Annotated in this window: 16 protein-coding genes, 1 tRNA gene and 1 pseudogene; 5 read left to right on the plus strand and 13 right to left on the minus strand. The window is 52.2% G+C overall.

The window, feature by feature from the left end; genetic code table 11:
- Positions 1-68 precede the first annotated feature (68 nt).
- From ACKXF9_RS03405 to ACKXF9_RS03415, 3 genes are all read right to left on the minus strand, one after another.
- Positions 69-659, minus strand: coding sequence for a twin-arginine translocation signal domain-containing protein (locus tag ACKXF9_RS03405; RefSeq protein ID WP_418265303.1), 591 nt, complete (start codon positions 657-659; stop codon positions 69-71).
- 169 nt (positions 660-828) lie between these two features.
- Positions 829-1,443, minus strand: a complete 615-nt coding sequence (locus tag ACKXF9_RS03410; protein WP_348584334.1) for a twin-arginine translocation signal domain-containing protein — start codon at positions 1,441-1,443, stop codon at positions 829-831.
- A 122-nt stretch (positions 1,444-1,565) separates the two neighbouring features.
- Positions 1,566-2,261, minus strand: a complete 696-nt coding sequence (locus ACKXF9_RS03415; protein WP_348584335.1) for a helix-turn-helix transcriptional regulator — start codon at positions 2,259-2,261, stop codon at positions 1,566-1,568.
- 340 nt (positions 2,262-2,601) lie between these two features.
- Here ACKXF9_RS03415 and ACKXF9_RS03420 point away from each other — a divergent pair, with 340 nt between their 5' ends.
- Positions 2,602-3,276: a histidine phosphatase family protein gene (locus tag ACKXF9_RS03420; RefSeq protein ID WP_249237797.1), complete on the plus strand. Its 675-nt coding sequence runs from the start codon at positions 2,602-2,604 to the stop codon at positions 3,274-3,276.
- 121 nt (positions 3,277-3,397) lie between these two features.
- A complete protein-coding gene (locus ACKXF9_RS03425; RefSeq protein ID WP_249237798.1) occupies positions 3,398-4,003 on the plus strand; it encodes a Tat pathway signal sequence in 606 nt (201 codons plus the stop codon).
- Positions 4,004-4,086: 83 nt separating this feature from the next.
- On the opposite strand, the gene ACKXF9_RS03430 is transcribed toward ACKXF9_RS03425, so the two are convergent.
- Positions 4,087-5,178 carry a DUF3048 C-terminal domain-containing protein gene (locus tag ACKXF9_RS03430; RefSeq protein ID WP_418265304.1) on the minus strand — a complete coding sequence of 364 codons (1,092 nt, stop codon included), beginning with the start codon at positions 5,176-5,178 and terminating at the stop codon, positions 4,087-4,089.
- 12 nt (positions 5,179-5,190) lie between these two features.
- Entirely contained in the window at positions 5,191-6,414 is a 1,224-nt protein-coding gene (locus tag ACKXF9_RS03435; RefSeq protein ID WP_418265305.1) for a DUF3048 domain-containing protein, read from the minus strand.
- A 338-nt stretch (positions 6,415-6,752) separates the two neighbouring features.
- On the opposite strand from ACKXF9_RS03435, the gene ACKXF9_RS03440 reads away from it, so the two are divergent.
- A tRNA-Lys gene (locus tag ACKXF9_RS03440) sits at positions 6,753-6,828 on the plus strand.
- 155 nt (positions 6,829-6,983) lie between these two features.
- Here ACKXF9_RS03440 and ACKXF9_RS03445 read toward each other — a convergent pair.
- The 7 genes and pseudogenes from ACKXF9_RS03445 to ACKXF9_RS03475 all read right to left on the minus strand — a co-directional run bounded on the left by ACKXF9_RS03445 (position 6,984) and on the right by ACKXF9_RS03475 (position 14,578).
- Positions 6,984-8,387 (minus strand): site-specific integrase, encoded by a 1,404-nt coding sequence (locus tag ACKXF9_RS03445; protein ID WP_117530134.1) that lies wholly within the window; start codon positions 8,385-8,387, stop codon positions 6,984-6,986.
- 14 nt (positions 8,388-8,401) lie between these two features.
- Positions 8,402-8,707, minus strand: a complete 306-nt coding sequence (locus tag ACKXF9_RS03450; protein ID WP_113991784.1) for a helix-turn-helix domain-containing protein — start codon at positions 8,705-8,707, stop codon at positions 8,402-8,404.
- Between the two features lie 372 nt (positions 8,708-9,079).
- Entirely contained in the window at positions 9,080-10,153 is a 1,074-nt protein-coding gene (locus ACKXF9_RS03455) for a DNA primase family protein (RefSeq protein WP_418265306.1), read from the minus strand.
- A gap of 58 nt (positions 10,154-10,211) precedes the next feature.
- Entirely contained in the window at positions 10,212-11,135 is a 924-nt protein-coding gene (locus ACKXF9_RS03460) for a Bpu10I family restriction endonuclease (protein ID WP_418265307.1), read from the minus strand.
- Complete coding sequence (locus ACKXF9_RS03465; RefSeq protein WP_418265308.1) at positions 11,132-12,310, minus strand: DNA methyltransferase; 1,179 nt, start codon at positions 12,308-12,310, stop codon at positions 11,132-11,134. The genes ACKXF9_RS03460 and ACKXF9_RS03465 overlap by 4 nt, the downstream gene beginning before the upstream one ends.
- A 121-nt stretch (positions 12,311-12,431) precedes the next feature.
- A pseudogene (locus ACKXF9_RS03470) lies at positions 12,432-12,857 on the minus strand (plasmid mobilization protein); the annotation flags it as partial.
- Positions 12,858-13,765: 908 nt separating this feature from the next.
- Entirely contained in the window at positions 13,766-14,578 is an 813-nt protein-coding gene (locus ACKXF9_RS03475; protein ID WP_418265309.1) for a hypothetical protein, read from the minus strand.
- A 411-nt stretch (positions 14,579-14,989) separates the two neighbouring features.
- On the opposite strand from ACKXF9_RS03475, the gene ACKXF9_RS03480 reads away from it, so the two are divergent.
- Positions 14,990-16,399: a glycoside hydrolase family 1 protein gene (locus ACKXF9_RS03480; protein ID WP_418265310.1), complete on the plus strand. Its 1,410-nt coding sequence runs from the start codon at positions 14,990-14,992 to the stop codon at positions 16,397-16,399.
- Positions 16,400-16,414: 15 nt separating this feature from the next.
- Positions 16,415-17,599 (plus strand): NAD(P)-dependent malic enzyme, encoded by a 1,185-nt coding sequence (locus ACKXF9_RS03485; protein WP_418265311.1) that lies wholly within the window; start codon positions 16,415-16,417, stop codon positions 17,597-17,599.
- Here ACKXF9_RS03485 and ACKXF9_RS03490 read toward each other — a convergent pair.
- On the minus strand, positions 17,593-18,486 hold the full coding sequence (locus ACKXF9_RS03490; RefSeq protein ID WP_418265312.1) for a MurR/RpiR family transcriptional regulator: 894 nt from the start codon (positions 18,484-18,486) through the stop codon (positions 17,593-17,595). The genes ACKXF9_RS03485 and ACKXF9_RS03490 overlap by 7 nt on opposite strands.
- Positions 18,487-18,523 lie beyond the last annotated feature (37 nt).

Consider the following 18,523-nt stretch of genomic DNA (forward strand, 5'->3'; position numbering starts at 1 on the left):
ACTTCCAAAAACTGGGATACAAAAAGGCCCGCACCTTGCGGGTGCGGGCCTTTGATGCATCAATCAGATCAGGTGGTGGGTTTGAACAGAGAGGTGATGTCCCAGGTTGCGTAAACATCGCCATAAGTGTCGTTATCCTTGCCCAGAGCATTGTGGCGGGGGAAGTACTGGATGTAAACAGCCTTAGCTTTTTCCACATCAGCCTTTACATTAGTCGGGATGGTAACAGTTACCTTGGCATGTGCTTCTTTGTTGATTTCCAGACCATCGCCACCGGTGGACGTCAGAGAACCGTCAGCACTGGTAACATAATGGTTTCCGTCATCAGTAACATACTTCAACTGATAGTGGGGAGCTGTGATACCGGTACCTTCCGAAATAGGATAGTGGGTGAATTCCAGATTGAGAGTGCCGGAACTAGAAGTATACGAACCGCCCTTATTCAGGACGAGGTAATCCTGTGTGCCGCCAATACCCAAAAAGCCGCCAGACTTGCCGCTAAAGGTCAGCTTGCAGTCAGCTTCTTTGTTATAGGTGCCGAAAGGACGGTTGGGGTTGGAGAAGCTGCCACATCCGGTGAACATGCTGGAACCGGCAACGGCAACGGCTGCAACAGCAGAGTACTTCATAAAGTCACGGCGGGAGAATGTATAAGACATAATAATTCCTCCTTTGAATAACAAATCATATAAGTATAAGGCCTTGCGGCGTTACCTATAAAATAGGCGAAAACGGGGCAAAAGTCAATGCTTTTGGCAAAATAAAAGTATGAAAATTTGAGCAGCAACGTACATTCCGGACGAAATTTCGTCTCAGGAAACCGTTCTCTCAGGCGCGGGTCATGTCGGCGGCGGCCATGTTGAAGGTGATGGTCTTATCCGCCACAAAGGTGGGCATGTAGGTGATCTGCAGGTTCTGCCAGCCCTTGGGGACCATCAGCATCAGCTGCAGATAGCCGCTGCCCTGCGGGGGCAGGTTGGTGGACTCGGAGAAGGTCTGGGAGTTGGAGTTGTACAGCGAGATGTTGGCACCGCACTCCACACCCTGACCGTCGCAGGAAGCGGCAAAGTCGGTGGAAGCAGCAGCCAGTGCATGGAAGTTGGCGTCCACGTTCTCCTGCGGGGGCACAGGGTAAGCTGCGCTGATCTCGGCCAGATTCTGTGCGCCGATGTTGAAGGTCTGGTTCTTGGTGCGGTTGACCACGGTGACCAACACAGCGATATATTCATAACCCTCCTGTGCAGGAGCGGTATCGATGCGGAACAGGCTGGTCAGCATCACGCCAAGGCCGTTCCAGTTGCTGATCTTATCGCCGACCTTGACATCCACGATGGTGTCACCGCCACTCTGCTGGCAGCCGCCCAGCAGGCCTGCTGCACCCAGAGCAACAGCGGATGCGCCGGTGCACTTGAGGAACGTACGGCGGGAAATGGGATTCGACATAAAGAGATCCTCCTTATCGATCGGAAAAAACGTATTCCAGAATATTCTAATTTGTTTATACCCTTTCTGCCCGCAAGATGCAAGGGTTTCGGGGCTGAATTTACAGCTTTTTCACAGGAATATCACCCTTCGGGAGAAAGGCCCTTCACATGCGTCTCGCTGGTTTTGACCAGATTTAACAGGCTGGGCGTATAAAGCGGGAACTCCCGGGTCAGGCTTTCGGTGGTCATGGAAAGGCAGGCCGGGTCCTTGACGCCCTCACCGCCGTTCACATCCTGCCCGGTGAGCAGGGCTTCCACGTTGGCCTCGGACATGCGCATCACGGCGTCGGAGCAGCCGCGCCAGCGGATGGGCTCGATGCTGAACAGGCTGGCGGCGTTGTGGGGCTCTGCCGAGTACAGCAGGCGGAACATCTTTGCCACCGCCATCATCAGGTAGGTGCTCACCTCGGTGGTCAGGGCCTTGCTGTGGCACTGGCCGATCTTGGCGTACAGCACATTCAGGCTGTTGGAGATCAGCTTTTTGTTCATGGTGGGCAGCACGCTGCCGTGGTAGATATTATCCTTCATCTTATCCGGGTTCGGGATGTCCTCTGCGGAGAGCATCATGCCGTTGCGCTCTGCACTGCGGCCCAGAAGATAATCGCAGGAAACATTATAATAATCGGCCACACGCACCACAAAATCCAGACCGCATTCGCGGATGCCTTTTTCGTAGTGGGAAAGCAAAGCCTGCGAAACGCCCAGATCCTCGGCGGCCTGCTTCTGGGTGATGCCGCGCTCCTTGCGCAGCAGCTTGATGATACGGTTGAATTCCATGATTTTTGGCTCCTCAAAGTTCGGTGTAAAGGAACATCCTTGTTTTTGGTTTACAGCAGGTTGATTATACACAACGGAAAACCTTTTGTAAAGCAAGAAAAGTGACGATATTTTTCGTTGATTTTCGTCATTTTTGTCAAAAGGCTTGCTCTGGACACCATATCTATGTTAAACTAAAGGTATTAACGCATACATTTTGTGGCCTGCGCAAAGCGGCTGCCGCCGCCAAAAGGTGAAAAATCTGGCAGACGGGATGACTTTCTGCCAGATTTTTTCTCCGCAGCGGCACCGGCAGCCTGTTTTCGCGCAGGCCGCACAGCGATAAAGAGAGGCACTACCCATGAAAACTTTCAAGCTTCACCTCATCCGTCACGGCATGACTGCCGGCAACCTGCAGGGCCTGTACATCGGCAGCGGCACGGACATCCCTCTGTGTGATGAGGGCCGCGCTCAGCTGGCGGAGCTGAAGGAGCGGTTCGAGTATCCGCAGGTGGATACCGTGTTCTCCTCTCCCCTGCTGCGTGCAGTGGAGACGGCAAACATCCTGTTCCCGGATGCAAAGCACACCTTTACGGTCCACGACCTGCGGGAGGCCGGTTTTGGCAAGTTTGAGAACAAGCCTGTCAAGGAGCTGGTGCACGACGAGGACTTTAAAAAGTGGATCACGCCGGGTTCCAACTATCTGCCGGAAGGGGCAGAGCCCACCGACCAGTTCCACGCCCGCTGCGCCGAGAGCCTGATGAAGCTGTTCGAGTATATGATCCGCATGGACGTGACCGAGGCCGCCTGCGTGACCCACGGCGGCGTCATTATGAGCATGCTCAGCCAGCGCGCCGTGCCCACCCGCCACCCGGAGCAGTGGATGGCAGACCCCGGCTGCGGCTACACCGTGCAGACTGATGTGCAGCTGTGGATGCGGGACCGTCTGGTGGAAGCCATCGACATCGTGCCCTTTGGCTATGCCGACACCCTGCGCGGTCAGGCCGAAGCCGAGGAAAACGAGGCCTTTGAATAACAAGCCGCTTTTACAGTTGAAAGTGCGGGTAAGGAAACAGTTACAGTTTTGGTCTATCCCTTGACAGAAACAGCACAATCCTTTATTGTATAAGGAAACGATTGCTTTAGGAGGAAGTTCCATGTCCCAGTCCATTTCCCGCCGGTCATTCCTGAAATGTGCCGGTTCCGGTGCGGTCAGCCTTGCGGCAGCGCTGCTCACCGGTGTATCTGCTGCGGCGCAGCAGCCGCATCTTGCGGGCGAGCCTGCCCTGCTGGACGGCAAGGCGGCCGTGGAGCTGCTGGGCTATGCCCCTGCGCAGGAAATGGGCAATGTGCTGGTGTATCTCTCGGTGGAAAACCTCTCTGCCGCTGCCCTGCCGGTGGGCGCAAGCTATCTGCAGAGCCGCGAGGTGCGCACCCTCAGCGACCTGTACAGCATGGGCACCGGCGTCACCGCCGTATGTGACGGCAAGCCGGTGCGCTGCGGCAGCTTTGCCGCGCCGCTCTATGGCGAGAACGCGGCGGACGCTTCGGTGTTCACCCTGAACCTGACGGCGGGCCGCGGCGCGCTGCTGCACTGTTTCTGCGCTGTGCCGGAGAGCTGGCAGACGCTGGAACTGACCTACCACCCGGACTTTGCGGCAGGCCGCAGTGTGGCCTTCACCGTCCACCGCAGCACCGACAAGGCTGTTCTGGGCATGGTGCCTGCTTCTCCTGCCGAAGTGGGCAGCGTGGTGGACCTGTAAAAGGCTCCTCTCAGGCGTACTCAAAATACAAAAAGACCATCTGAGAAGCATTCAGAATGCCTCAGATGGTCTTTTTTGTTCTGTCAGTTCAGCGCATTCTGCCCGGCAGAGTCCAGCACGGTCAGCTCCTGCCCGGTCACGCTGGACACCATTGCGATGTAGCTGCGGCCGGCGCAGATGGACAGCGGCCTGCCGTCTGCATCGTAGAAGACAAAAGTGGAATCGGTCCCCTGCGTCCATGTGATGTGCCACAGCCGCCCGCCGTTCAGCCATACACCGCCGCCAAAGGAAAGGTCGTAGTCCAGCGTAAGGCCGTCGTCCCGCAGGCTGGATGCGGAGTAGAGGACCAGCAGATTATCGAACCGGGCCTGCATGCCGGTGTTGGCGTCCAGCTGGGCGCTGCCGTCGGCGCGGAGCATCCCATAGCTGCCGCTGGCGGCATCGTAGGCAAAGCCGGTGGTGCTCTGCGGGGCAAAGTTTATCAGCACCTGTTCAGCGTCCCGGGAACCGGGCTCCGGCAGGCGGGGCTCTTTGGCCTGCGGCAGAAGGGCGGGCAGAGCGGAAATGGCAGAGCTGTCCTCGGCAGTGCTGGCCGAGGAGGAAGCGCTGCTGCCGTGGTCGCCCAATGCGCCGGAAAGGTTCAGGCGGCCCAGCACGGAAGTAATCTCCTCGCCGCTGGTGTGCCACAGCGGCGCGCCGCTCCAGACATCATCGCAGGAAAAGGCGTTGCGGCCCACTTCCAGCGCATCTACGGCCCGGAGGTTATAGTAGTCCAGATAGTTGCGGGCAAACTGGCCTGCGCCCCGCTGGATGGGCAGCACCTCCTGCCCGCTGAGCAGCCGCCAGTAAAGGTCCTGCCCCAGCGTGACCGGGCCGACGGTGGGCATGGCCGACACCGACGGATAGGCCAGACACAGGCTGGTGGGCCGGTCGTTTACGGTCAGGGCCTCCAGCACCACCGAAGCGCTGCCAATGCCCCACTGGGTGGTGCTGGCGGGCGCATTGTCGATGACGACAGCGGCGACCCGCTCGCCGGGATACTGCAGCTCCTGCCCGGTCAGCGGGTCGGCAGGCGCAGAGCCGGCCGGTGCGGTGCTGCCGTTAAAGGTGCACCCGCACAGCAGCGCAGCGCACAGCACCGCAGTGCCAAGGGCCAGATTCCAGATGCGTTTCATGCTGTTTCCTCGTTATTGATAGCTGAAATTAGACCACTCGTCATCGTCCACGATGGCAAGATAGGTCTTGCCGCGGTTGAAGAGCATCTCAGCGCCGGTCTTATCGTAGACCCGCAGCGGGTGCTCCGGCGAAGCCTTCTCCCAGCGGCCATGCTGCACGCCGCCGCGGCTGAAGAAGTAAGCGTCGCCGCCGGAGATGTAGCTCACCTGCTGCACATCGCCGGAGTCACCGGGATAGCGCTCGATGGGCGCAAAGCAGACCAGCAGATTGTCAAAGCTCAGCTGCTTTGCATTCAGCTCGTCCACGGTGTTTTCAAATTTGCCGGAGATGCGGCTGTACATCTGCATTTTATAGGTGCGGGACTGCGGATCATAGCGGAAGCTGGTCTTGTAGTGGTCCGAGTGGGTGATGCTGACCGCCTTGCCGGAGGAAGCACCCGCCATGGCATTCTCCTCGCCGGTGCGGTAGTCCGCAAAGCGGAAGAAGGTGGCGTCGTAATCGTACTTCAGCCCGATGCCGGCATTGGAAGCGGCCTGCCGGATCTCCTTGCCGGAGGTGAACTCAGTGTGTTCATAGGCCACATCCCGGCCGCGGCTGTCGCGGTGAGCCACATGCGGATGGGTGGGAGTATTAAAGTAGCTCTTGCCGCCGATGTTCAGGCCGGAGTAGTTGTATACACTGATAAACTTGGTGCAGGCGGCACTTTCGCCATCGTGATAGTACAGGGCCTGATAGGGCATCAGCAGCTGCAGAAACTGGTCGCGGCCAGAGCGCAGCGGGCCGATCTCCGGGATGGAATCGGCATCGTGGAACACCGCGCAGAAGCGGGTGATGCCGCCCTCCACCTTGCATTCAATGAGCAGGTCGGCAGAGGAAAGGCCGCGCTGCGGGCGAGCGTTCTGCCGGGTGGTGTTGGAAATGTTGTTGACCATCACGCCCACGATGCGCCCATTGCTGCGCTTGGCTTCGCCGGTCAGCGGGTCGGCATCGTACGCCGGCAGTGCGGCAAGGCTGGCAGCGGGCTGCTCGCCTGTCGGCAGCGGGGAAGCAGCCATGGCCTCCGAGGATGCAGCAGAAGAGGCGGCGCCGGAAGAGCTGGCACCGAAAGTCTGCTGGAGCCAGGCAGAGAAATTACTGCCCAGAATGGCGCTGCCAGAAGCGCTGCAGCCGGAAAGCGCCAGCGCTGCAGCGGCAGTACCGGTAAGACGGAGAACGGCACGACGAGTGAGCTTCATACGAAAAACCTCCTGCTCAAAACAGTATCGGTGTGGCCCGGCAGGACGCCGGTGCCGGAAAAGGCGGACGGGTGCAGCACTGCCGGGCAGAAAACACGGCGTGGAGCAGACGGATTTGATTTGATTGTAACGGTTCTGCCCGCGTTTGTAAAGAGGAAGTTATCGGTATGAAGCCCCTGCCCCCTGCCGACACCGGAGCATCTTCGACCTGCTGTGCGGATGGAAAGCGGAAGCCCACACCGATGCAGGAGCTTTTTGCGCCTTTTTGTCCGGGAGCCCTTGCATTTTTGCGCAAGTTGTGGTAATATTATTCGGCAGTATGTTCACTGTAGAAATATGCGCTCGTAGCTCAGCCGGTAGAGCATCTGACTTTTAATCAGAGGGCCAGGGATTCGAGTTCCCTCGAGCGCACCAAAATCCCACGAGGAATCGTAAGATTCCTCGTGGGATTTTCTTTTTTCTGGGGCTCTGCACACTTTTGCACACTTTTTGCACACCGGCGGGAAAGCCGTGTTTTTCCTTGCATTGTCTGCATTCTGTGCATCGTGAGCGTTTTTTCCATACTTTTTTCAGGCGAACAGCAGGCGGGTGAACTCACGCCGCTGCTCGGGGTTCATCTGCCGGACAACTTTCAGCATCCCTTCCGGGGTGATCTGGATGCTGTCCGGCAGATTTTCTTTTACCGGCACAGAGCCGGATTTAGGGGAGCCGATGTCCTGCGAATAGAAGTCTGCTTCCAGCTTCTCAGCCAGCTCCAACCGGGGCTTGTCCTGCGTGTGGGCGTAGGTGTCCATCAGGATGCCGGTGGTGGCGTGACCGGTGTTGCCCTGCACGGCTTTGATGTTGCCGCCGGATTCGATCAACTGGTAAGTGGCACTGGAGTGGCGCAGACCGTGGAACACGATCTTCTCAAACTCCGGGTGCTCTGCACGCCAAGTGCGGTACCATTTAGAAAGGGCTTCCGGGGCAACAGGCATACCGTTGGGCAGGCGGAAGAGCTGGCCACAGTTGCGATATCTGCCATCCATGGCAAGCTCGTCCTGACGGAGCTTTTCCAGCCAAGCCAGCAGTTCCTCTTTCAAGGGTCTCGTCAGATAAAGGGTGCGGCTGGATTTCTTGGTTTTCGGCTTCTTCAGCACCAGTGCGGAGCTGCTGCCCTCACGCTGGTCGGGGAAGATGTGGTAGATCTGATTCGGGTCGGTCTTTTCCAGTGCAGCCTTTTCGGTGCGCTGTAAGCTCCTGCCGACCGTGATGGTCCCACGTCCATCCGCTGCATCGAAGTCGATGTCTCCCGGCTGCAAGCCAAGGATCTCTCCGACACGCAGCGAGAGAATCATGCTCAGATGAACAGCAAGGTGGAGCGTAGGGTCGGTCATGGTCTGCAACGCAGCAAGCATGGTCTTTTCGTCCCAGATGGCACGTTCTTCCGAGGTCGATTTCGGGGCTTCTCTCGGAATCGGTGACTTGAGGAGCAGACCCCACTCAACGGCATAGGAAAAAGCAGTCTTGAGCATGGCGTGGACTTCCCGGATGGAAGCACCCGTCAGAAACTGCCGCTTCTGTTTGTCGGTGAGCGTTTGCTTGACACCCTGCTTATACAGTCCGCGCGGTGTCCGGCTCAGCGTGGCGTAGAACTGTTCGAGGTCATACGTCTGAACCTTCTGAATCTGTTTCTTGCCGAGATAGGGCACGACAAGATTCTGGATCATGGCTACCGTGTGAGTGTAGGTTTTGGGTGCCCACTTGTGCTTGCTGGACTGGATGGGGAGCCACTTGTACAGCATTTCCGCTACCGTCATTGCATCGGGTATGAGGAACGTACCGTCCAAAAGTTCTTTCTCTACCGAGATCTTGCGGTCTTGCGCTTCCTTCTTGGTTTTGAAGCTCTCCCAGCCTTCACAGATCCGGCCAGCATGGTCTTTGTATTTGAAACGAACGGAGTAGGAATCTCCGCGCCTGAGAATAGATGCCATAGATGTTCCCTCCCTCAGACCGCTGCAAACCAATCGTCAAAGCTCTGCTTGCTTACCCGGATGCTGGTACCGAGGCGGATCACCTTGAAGTCTTTCGTGGTGTTGCACAGATTGTACGCAGCACGGTTGGAGATCGCCAACAGTTGGGCGATCTCCTCCACCCGGTAAACGAGCGGGGCGTGTCGGACAGTTTTTCTGGTCTGGTCAGAAGGTTCTACGGCAGGGGTTTCGGACAATTCCATTGTAGGAGATTCGGGCGCGATTTTCAAGTCCTCACGGGTCAGTTTAGCGGAATTTTTGCGGACATTCGTCATAGGCATGTCTCCTTTGCACTTCTCCAGACCCGGTGCAGCTCCGGTTGAGCTGCACCCTTGTGGGCCGGTAAATATGTAAGGGCCTGCCGCTCCTGACCCGAAGCAGCAGCCCAAAAAAGTGCGAGAACTTGAATTTACGCGCCCCACGCGCCCCAAACTACACAAAAGTACCTTTCTGCGTGGATTTTACAGGGCGCATGGCTGGGATGGACGCGCCCTTTTGGGGCGCATCCGGGTTTCTTTCCCGCCCCGAAGGGCGCGTTGCCGCCCTGCATCCGCCCGGAAAGGGCAGATACGCGCCCGGAGAAAACAGCGATAACAAGTCAAAACCATAGCTTTAGGGCGCGTAGGGCGGGAGTTTTTCACTTTTCGTGTGTTTTATGCCGCAGCAAAGGCGGGGTGGACGCATACGCCCCGGAAGCCGCAGAACTTGTCGGGGCAAAGCCCCTCCATCTTGCTGCACAAGACCGTTCTGTCGCTTAAAGTCCCCACTGGGGACTTCATTGTTTCGCTGCGCTTCACAAACGCGAACTTTCCCTCGATGTGCTTGGAGAAGGTCAGGCCATACTTCCCTGCATTTTTCAGCAGGAACTGGCTGAACTTCTTTTGCGGAACGGGTGATTCCAGATTATCCTCGCACCACTTGGTGTAGGCGCGATAGAGGTAGGTGGAGCGTTCCTCGGTGTCGGGCTTGAAGCGGACATACGCCGTTGCCTGCATGAACTGGGTCAGGTTGTCGCTGTCCGCCATGGCTGCTTCAAGGTTCTGGATGGAGCGCTCGCTGATGGTGAACTGATAGCGGTTCGCCAGCAGACGGTGCAAACCTTCCAGCATCCACAGCAGGATGCCGGGTCGCTCCTCGGACAACTCTTCGATGAGGAAGGGATTATCCACCCGGGCAGGGTCACGGTCTTTCACCGTGATGAGGATTTGTCTGCGCCAGAAGCCGTCGCTGTCATCGTGAGCAGCCACAAGGTTGCCATTGCCGAAGCAAATGAAACGAACGTACAGCAGACCTTGGACAGCCTGCTTGTTTTTCCGCTCGATGCACAAACGGTCTTCGGCGGTGACGATGGACTTGATGTTCCGTGTTTCGGGCAAAGCCACCATGTTCAGATCGTCATCGACCATGACCAGCTTGTACTCCAGATTTGCACTGGCAAAGCGGTTCGTTTCGATGCGGAGGATGGATTCGGAGTGAGAGGCTTCCCCGAACAGCTTCTTCAGCAGCAAGCCGATGCGGGACTTCCCCTCGCCGCCCTTGCCGGTCATGACCAGCATCTTCTGCGCCTTGGTAGACGGGATCAGGAGATAGCCAAGGTATTCCTGCAAGGTCAGAATGTCCTCCGGGATGAGCAGACCGTCCAGAAATTCCAGCCACTTGGTCGGTGCGGGGGCATCGGGCTGGTATTCCACGGGGAGCCGGTTCAGGCAGAGTTCCTTTTCCGGCACAAAGCCCCGCTCGTCCAGAAAGTAGGTTCCGTTTTAGTAATAAATATTTTCAACGCGATTAAAAATAGCCAATATTTAAAACGCTATCTTCAATTAAAGCTTCATTATGCATTTGCGAAATAATATGGTCGATAAAACGTTTAAAAACATCAACGGAATAAGGGTGCTCTTGTAAGTATGCAATGTATGAAGCGCGTGCCCGCTGCCTTCCGGAATAAGTACTGTAAGTCTTTCGGATATTGGAACTTATTCGTTTAGCTTTTCGAACCAATAGTATCTCGTCTATATCGGTTGTAGTGGTACTAATGGGTGTCATATCTAGCCAATCGCATAAGAGATAATATTTAGCACCGGTTACGGCTTGCTTTATATCGTGTGCAGTTGCAGATGCTTCTTGAAACATAGTTTTATCAAGATTAGTTTTCAACTCAGCTAAAACGTAGCCAAGATGAGTTGTCAATTGAACAGTTTCGGATTCAATAAAATCGGGAGAGTATGAAGATTTTAAGTATAAAGTACGGCTCATGGAAAAGTCTTGATCCTTTGTTTTTATACAGATTCCACCGCCCTTTTCTGGAGAGCTAAGACTCGAAGCAAAGTAAATAGAAGAAAATGTTGGAGTTTGAGAACTAATAGTCAAATTACAGGTGCCGGTTTCCTTTTCGATGCAACGTCGTACAAAAATCGGCAAAAACTCTTCCATTACAGTATTATCAAGTTTTAATTGGCCTTTTTGGCGATATAAAAAATCTTCAGGGCTATCAAAGATTAAATCGACGTCAATATAAAGTTTATAGTCATTTAATAGTGCTACCATTTTTTCGATAAGTTCGTCTGTTGTGGTAGCGTCAATTGTCTTTAATTGGGTTACCCAATTATCATAAACATTTAGCGCTGTTAGAAGTCTTGATTTATCATTTGTAGGGGTTTTATCACTTGTAATTGCAGCAACGATTTTGTCGCCATGAGTTCCACGAGTCATACTACTTCCTCCGAGGGTTTTACTTTACTTACTTTTTTTAGAGCTTCAACCAGTAAAGGCTTATTGGGATTGTCATTTGATAAATTGATTTTTTCTTGGATAATGTCAATGGCAATGTTTCTCGCTTTACTGATAATTTCTGAAGAGGTTAAGTTTTGTGATTTGTTGTTAAAAAAGTGAAGAATATCCTCATAAATTATTTGTCCGAATCGATTTTTGAACATTCGTTCCTGTCGAAGAACAAAATCGAAGAAAAAAATCTCGGTTCCAATTTTGTAAACCAACTCGCTATTGCAGAATGAATATCCAAGAACTGACGATTCTCGACCAACGATATATATCATGCGGGAAGCATCCTTACAAGTTCTTCTTGCCTCATTCATAGAAAGGGCCATATCAATACAATACTGAATAACTGTTAAAAATCTATTTCCGCGATTTTTTCGATTAGAGCCAAACTCCGTTTTGGCAGTCGAGAGAACATCATACCCTAGCAATTCGACAGACTTTCTGTATTTTTGATGGTAATTAAAAACGTTGATATATGGTGGGGATGTTATGAGTAAATCTGCGCTGGAATCATAAAGGTGCAAATGGCGGGCATCACCTTTATCGACATGTATACACTTGTCACTAGTTGGAATCTCATAGAGAGCCTTTTTTAGCGATTCCCATTTTTTTTGAAGATGATTGAGCGCAACATCTCGATTGGGTATATCCATGAGAATAACGAGTGTGGAAAGAATGTTTTTGTATGCGGGAATTTTAGAAAAGTCGATTTCATGTTTTAACGTAGGAATTATAAAGGTACTACAATCAATTGAATAAATTAAAATATCAACTTTATTTATAATTTCGCTTCGTTCAACATCTGAGAGATTTGCTAGCTCATAATTCTTAGCCATGTGGTAAGCTGAAGCGTTCAGTTCAATACCATATGCACTAATTCTTTTTCTAGCACATTCGCATAAGACTGTTCCAGATCCAGCAAAGGGATCGATAACAAAGAAATCAGAAGAAGCGTAGTTACTCAACAACGCTTCAATAAATTGGGGTGAAAATTGTCCATTCCATGGAAAAAGGTTGGAACGTACTTTCTCATCGATATTCAATTCACTTTGTGAAATATCGGTGTGGTTTATTGGAATTTGCAGAAAAGAATTTCCGATAGGCATTATAGAATCCTCTACTTTAGGCAAGAAATTGAGTAAAACACTTATATACAGTAGTATAGCGTACCTGACAGAAAATCTCAATCACAGAGTAGTAAGATTTTATTTCCACAAGTCGGATGACTGCTTGATGGTTGCCATACAGTTCACCAACCATCTCCTCGGCTTTCAGCCGAAAGTTCGTGAGTGCGGACAGTTCCTCCAGAATTTGCGCCCGGAGCTGCTCGGTGTCTTTGCCGCCGGAGTTGAAGTGCCGTGCAAGCTGGTTGAGGTTGCTTCCCACCTTGCTGCACTGGGCAGACAAGGTAGCAAGCGCCGCCAGTGCATCCTCGCCGCCCTGCGCCACCACAACGGTGTGCTTGACGTTCACGCCGTACAGGACGCGGCGGACGAGTTCGGACTGGGTGAGGTGGAGTTCTTTGCAGGCGTATGCGATCCGCAGTTTTTCTTCTGCGGTCACCCTGACTTTGATGATGTGTGTCTTTCGTTTTCGCGGCGTGTCATTGCGGTTCTTCTTTGCGTGTACATTCGGACTTTTCATTTCAGCCATATTCGACCTCCTGTGAAAATGATAAATGCCCGCTCCGGGATGGAGAGGGCTATGTAATGCGACACGCCGCATTCGCACCAACGGTGCGAAGCTAGAGCAGGGTTTGGGGAAGGCACTCCCCAACAAGGATGACTGAGTGGACAGCAATTTTTCAAGCATTGAAAATTTGTGGCCACAGGTCGATACTTGCTTTCGCCCTTTCCGTGCAACACTGAAAATTTCAGAAGTCGAACCGCAATGCACGTTGAAAATTTTGCAGAGCAAAACGTGTGAAAAGGCAAAGCCCCTGCTCGTGGTCACCGTTCACGCCGAACGCAGTTCCTACCCCTGTTTTGCAGCGGCGTTGTCCGGCTCGCCCACAGAAAGTGTGAGGTCATGGCGCAGTATCTCGTTCAGACGGCTTATGTAAGATTCAAGGTTCAGTATGAAGAAAGCTGGGCGCAGTGCAGACACTACAGCCTGCTTCTTTCAAGCGTCAGAATAACACTTTGAGGTTGTGCAGTCAACAACTAAAAACAAATTTTGGAAGATTGAACAACTACATAAGATTTTATTTGTGAAAAAGAAAAATACCGCCCATGCAGCGCAGCGATGGATTTTGTCGGGTGAATCGGCGGCAAAATGAATCGGGTGTGTTGCGGGGCGGTAAAAATCTTCATGGGGAATAAATCCTCGCCGCTCTGTACTTTTCTACAAGACCGCGTTTGCGTAGCAATGAAAGCCCCAGTGGGGCTTTTAAGCGGCAGAGCGGTCTTGCGCAAGCAAGATGGAGGGGCATTGCCCCGACAAGCTCGGTGGGATTTGCGATAAAGGGTATCACGGATCGCAGGGCACGTCAAGATGGTTTTGCAAGTTTTATTGCAGTAAAGCAGTGATAGTAGGACTTATCATCTAAAACCGCGCAGAAATCAGCTGTTCTGCGATCGATACCATTCATTGAAATAGCGGTTGCTTTCCTCTTCATCGTGAACCCATTTTTTTGATGATTTGAAGGCATTGAATGGAGGACTGTACCCTCTCAGCGGCGTGATTTCCTGCACGTCTTTGACGTTCCGATGCTGGATAATTTCAAATTCACTGCGCTCTGGAAGATATGCAATCACCTTGTCGGCGTGAATTGTTCCTTGATATACATGGCAGGGGCAGCGGTAAAAGAGTTCACTGCGGTGTGCAAACCATTCAGCAACATCGTAAGAGAGCGACCATGAAATAGAAAGCGGTGCGCGCTCAATGCTGCCGATGCCGCCGCGATATACGGTAAATATCTCAATGTCTCTTACGCTCTCCGGCAGAGCATCGCGCCAGTTGTCAGGACGAATGATTTTGGCTCGGCGGACATACTTCCGAATGATGGGAGAATGATCGCCGTGACTGTAATAATGTTGTAAGGCGTACCGACATTTGATCTCAAGCGGCATCAGGTGCTCACATTTGTACAGCAGGTCTTCCATCATCTTGGCATCGTAGAAGGAATATTTTTCAGAGGTTTGCCAATCTTGGTCATGGGCAGCTTGGACAGCCTCTTGGAATCTGGCGTTGAGAAACAAATTGTCTCGATAGATCACGCTTCGGGTCGCCTCCTTGTCATGGTTTGGTGAAAGGTTTGCAGTTCCTGTCCCATAAAAGAAAAGAACCGCCCTGCAAGTCAAGCGAAAAATTTTGTCGGGTGAAACGGCGGCAAAATGAATCGGGTGTGTTGCAGGGCGGTAAAAAATCTTCATAGGGAATAAATCCTCGCCATTCTGTACTTTTCTACAAATTTGGTGGGATTTGCGATAAAGGGTATCATGGATTGCGGAGCGCGTCAAGATGGTTTTGCAAATTTTATTGCAGTAAAGCAGTGATAGTAAGACTTATTTATATTGGTGCTGTTTACGGAAAAAGAATTTTTTAACGAGAATCGCATTGTACAGTTCGCATTTATGTAAAATACAACGTAAAATCTATCAATATTGGAAGTCTTACTTTGCAACTTAAGTATCAAAATGAAAGCTCTATGGTACGCTTTTTTGAAATTTTGTGAAGAAAAGAAACAAAAGGTGTCAACGATATTGATGTTTTATCGTGCGTTCGGTACAATGCAGACAAGAAAGCTGCTATGGCAGCGGACAACAAATGAAAGGATGTGTCTGATGAAATCTTTACAAAATAGCTTTCCCGAAGATTTTCTGTGGGGCGGCGCGATTGCGGCAAATCAGGCCGAAGGTGCTTACAACGAAGATGGAAAAGGTCTGGACATCTCGGACGGTTTCCCACACGGTATCAAGCACAGGTATGACCCTGAATTGGTTCCCGGACAGTTTTATCCGACTCATGAAGCAATCGACTTCTATCATCACTACAAAGAAGACCTTGCCTTGATGCAGGAGATGGGCTTCAAAGTGTTCCGTACCTCTATCAACTGGTCACGCATCTTCCCGAATGGCGATGACGAGATGCCCAATGAAAAGGGACTGCAATTCTACGATGATCTGTTTGATGAGATGCTCAAGCGCGGAATGCAGCCGCTTGTGACCTTAAGCCATTATGAGACCCCGACTAATCTGGTCAAGAAGTATGGCAGCTGGCGCAGCCGCAAGCTGATTGGCTTCTTTGCCAAGTATTGCGAAACCGTGTTCCGTCGCTATGCGGGCAAAGTCAAATACTGGCTGACCTTCAATGAAATCAACAATATGCGCCGAATGCCCGGTGCGGCTGGCGGTATCTTCTTCAAGAAAGGTGAGAACCATCAGCAGGTCGTATATCAGGCGAGCCACAATATGTTTGTTGCAAATGCGCTGGCCATCAAGCTGTGTCATGAGATCATTCCTGATGCCAAAATCGGCTGCATGCTTTCTTTGAGCAACGTTTACCCGCACAGCTGCCGCCCGGAAGATGTGTTTGAAACTATGGAGCTGCGCCGCCGCTCTCTGCTGTACGGCGATATCATGATTCGCGGCTATTACCCCAACTACATGGCGGACATTTGGGACAAAGAAGATGTTCATGTGGAGATGGAACCGGGGGACGAAGAAATGATGCGGAAGTACACTGCTGATTATCTCGGCTTCAGCTACTACCGCACCACCACCCATGAATATGGAACACCGTTCTATGGCGATACCGGCGGCGATCAGGGGACACCGAACCCCTACCTGAAAACAACGCCTTGGGGATGGCAGATTGACCCGCTGGGGCTGCGCTTTACGTTGAATGAATTGTATGACCGCTATCAAATTCCTCTCTTTGTTGTGGAGAATGGTCTGGGACAGATCGATGAGCCAGACGAAAACGGTATCGTTCACGATGATTACCGCATTGACTATCTCCGCCAGCACCTGATGGCTCTGCGGGACGCTCTGCGGGATGGAGTAGACATTATGGGCTATACCTACTGGGGCCCCATTGATATCGTCAGCGCGGGCACCGGCGAAATGAAGAAGCGGTATGGCTTCGTTTATGTAGACCGTGACAACGAAGGACATGGGACCATGGAACGCAGAAAAAAAGATTCCTTCGCTTATTATCAGAACGTGATCCGTACCAATGGACAGGAACTGTAAAGGAGAAAAGCGAAAATGGACTATGCAGAAAAAGCAATGGAGCTGCATCGTCAGCTCCGTGGCAAGTTGGAAATGCACACCCGCACGGAAACCAATACACGGGAAGCCCTGTCGATTGCTTACACTCCCGGCGTTGCGGCTCCCTGTCTTGCCATTAAAGAAGACCCGGCACAGAGTTATGAACTGACCCGCCGCTGGAACACGGTTGCAGTTGTGACCGATGGAACGGCAGTTCTCGGTTTGGGTGATATCGGCCCGGAAGCCGGTATGCCGGTCATGGAAGGCAAGTGTATTCTGTTCAAAGACTTCGGTGATGTGGATGCTATTCCGCTGTGTATCCGCAGCAAAGATGTAGACGAAATCGTACACACAGTCAGTTTGTTGGCTGGCAGTTTCGGCGGCATCAATCTGGAGGATATCAGCGCGCCCCGTTGTTTTGAGGTCGAGCGCAAATTGCAGGAAGTCTGTGATATTCCGGTGTTCCATGATGATCAGCACGGCACTGCAATTGTAGTCAGTGCGGCTCTTATCAACGCGCTGAAGCTGACGGGCAAAAAAATGGAAACCATCCGCGTTGTACAGAATGGCCCCGGTGCTGCTGGTACAGCAATCATCAAGATGCTGATGAGCATGGGCGTCAAAGATATCATTGCAGTAGATGAACACGGCATTCTGATTCCGGGACGTGCAGCTGGTCTGGCAGGCCACAAGAAAGAACTGGCCGAGATCACCAATCCCCGCAAGGTCAGCGGTGGTCTGGCAGAAGCCGTCCGTGGTGCGGATGTATTTATCGGGACCAGTGTTCCTCACTGCCTGACGCAGGAAATGGTCAAGAGCATGAATCACGATGCCATTGTCTTTGCCTGCGCCAATCCTACTCCGGAGATTTTCCCGGAAGAAGCAAAGGCAGCTGGTGCAGCGGTGGTCAGCACTGGCCGCAGCGACTACCCCAATCAAGTAAACAACGTGCTGGTTTTCCCCGGTCTGTTCCGTGGTGTGCTAGATGCTCGTGCTTCTCGTGTGACCGAGGGTATGAAAATCGCAGCAGCACACGCCATTGCGGATATGATTCCCGAAAACGAACTGAACACGGATAACATTCTGCCGCTGGCCTTTGATGCTAACGTAAAAACTGCGGTGGCGGAAGCTGTAAAGAAAGCTGCCGTGCAGGACGGCGTAAACCGCGTAGAGGTTCAGTAATTGGTTTCTGTGTCCGGGAGGTAGGTGTAATAGTAGCCGCGCTCCACTTTGCGCTGAGCGAAAGCCGAAAGATTCTCTTTGTTCTGTTCGTAATTCAGAGAGAACATCGTACCATACAGACAGTCCAGCAGATAAAGAAACGCAGTCCGGGAAGCAAAACTGCCCATCTTATAGCGGCTTTCCGTGCAGCTGATGCGCAGTGTGACCTGTGCGAACTTGTCATAAGGCCATGCTTTTTCCGCCGCTGTTACCAGAACAAACGGAATATTGGCGCTCATCAGTTCATCAATGATGTAATGTACCTGCGGGCTGTTGCAGTATTGGGAAATCACCAGTGCGCTTTCCCGGATATGAGGGTTCTGCACATGGCTGCGTGCTTCCTGAAAACCGTTTTGCGTTTCCAGCACGGAGTTCATACCGATACGAATGAGCTTATAGTGAAAATCTTCCGCTATAATTAGAGATTCGCCTCGTCCATAGATGTGAACGATGTCGGAGTAGGCAAGTAGCCGGGCTGCTTTTTGTAAGGCAACGTGATCCAGCGAGTTCAGCGTAGATTCAAGGGCGCGGAGAGAAAGATTGTAAAAAGTCTTTGCAACTGTCTGGCTATTGGAATCCGGTTCGATCGGGATATCTACGGAAATTTCCTGATTATCCTTTGCAAACAGGCTCAATTCCGATGCAAGTTGAACTTTGAACTCTGCAAACCCCTTCGCACCCAGTTTTTTGCAAAGGCGGATGATGGAAGCCTGTGAAGTGAAGCAAGCCGAAGCAAGGTCATCCAACGAAAGATTGGTCACAACACGTGGATGCTCCTGAATGAACTCGATGACTTTCTTTTCCGTTGCGGTGAATTTTTTCTCATCAGAAAGTTGCTCGATAATCATGAGAAAACCCTCCTATACGCAATAAACCTCTTTTTTA

Origin of the sequence: Faecalibacterium sp. 9 (assembly GCF_048320955.1) — a bacterium.
In the GTDB taxonomy this organism is placed as follows: Bacteria; Bacillota; Clostridia; order Oscillospirales; family Ruminococcaceae; genus Faecalibacterium; species Faecalibacterium wellingii.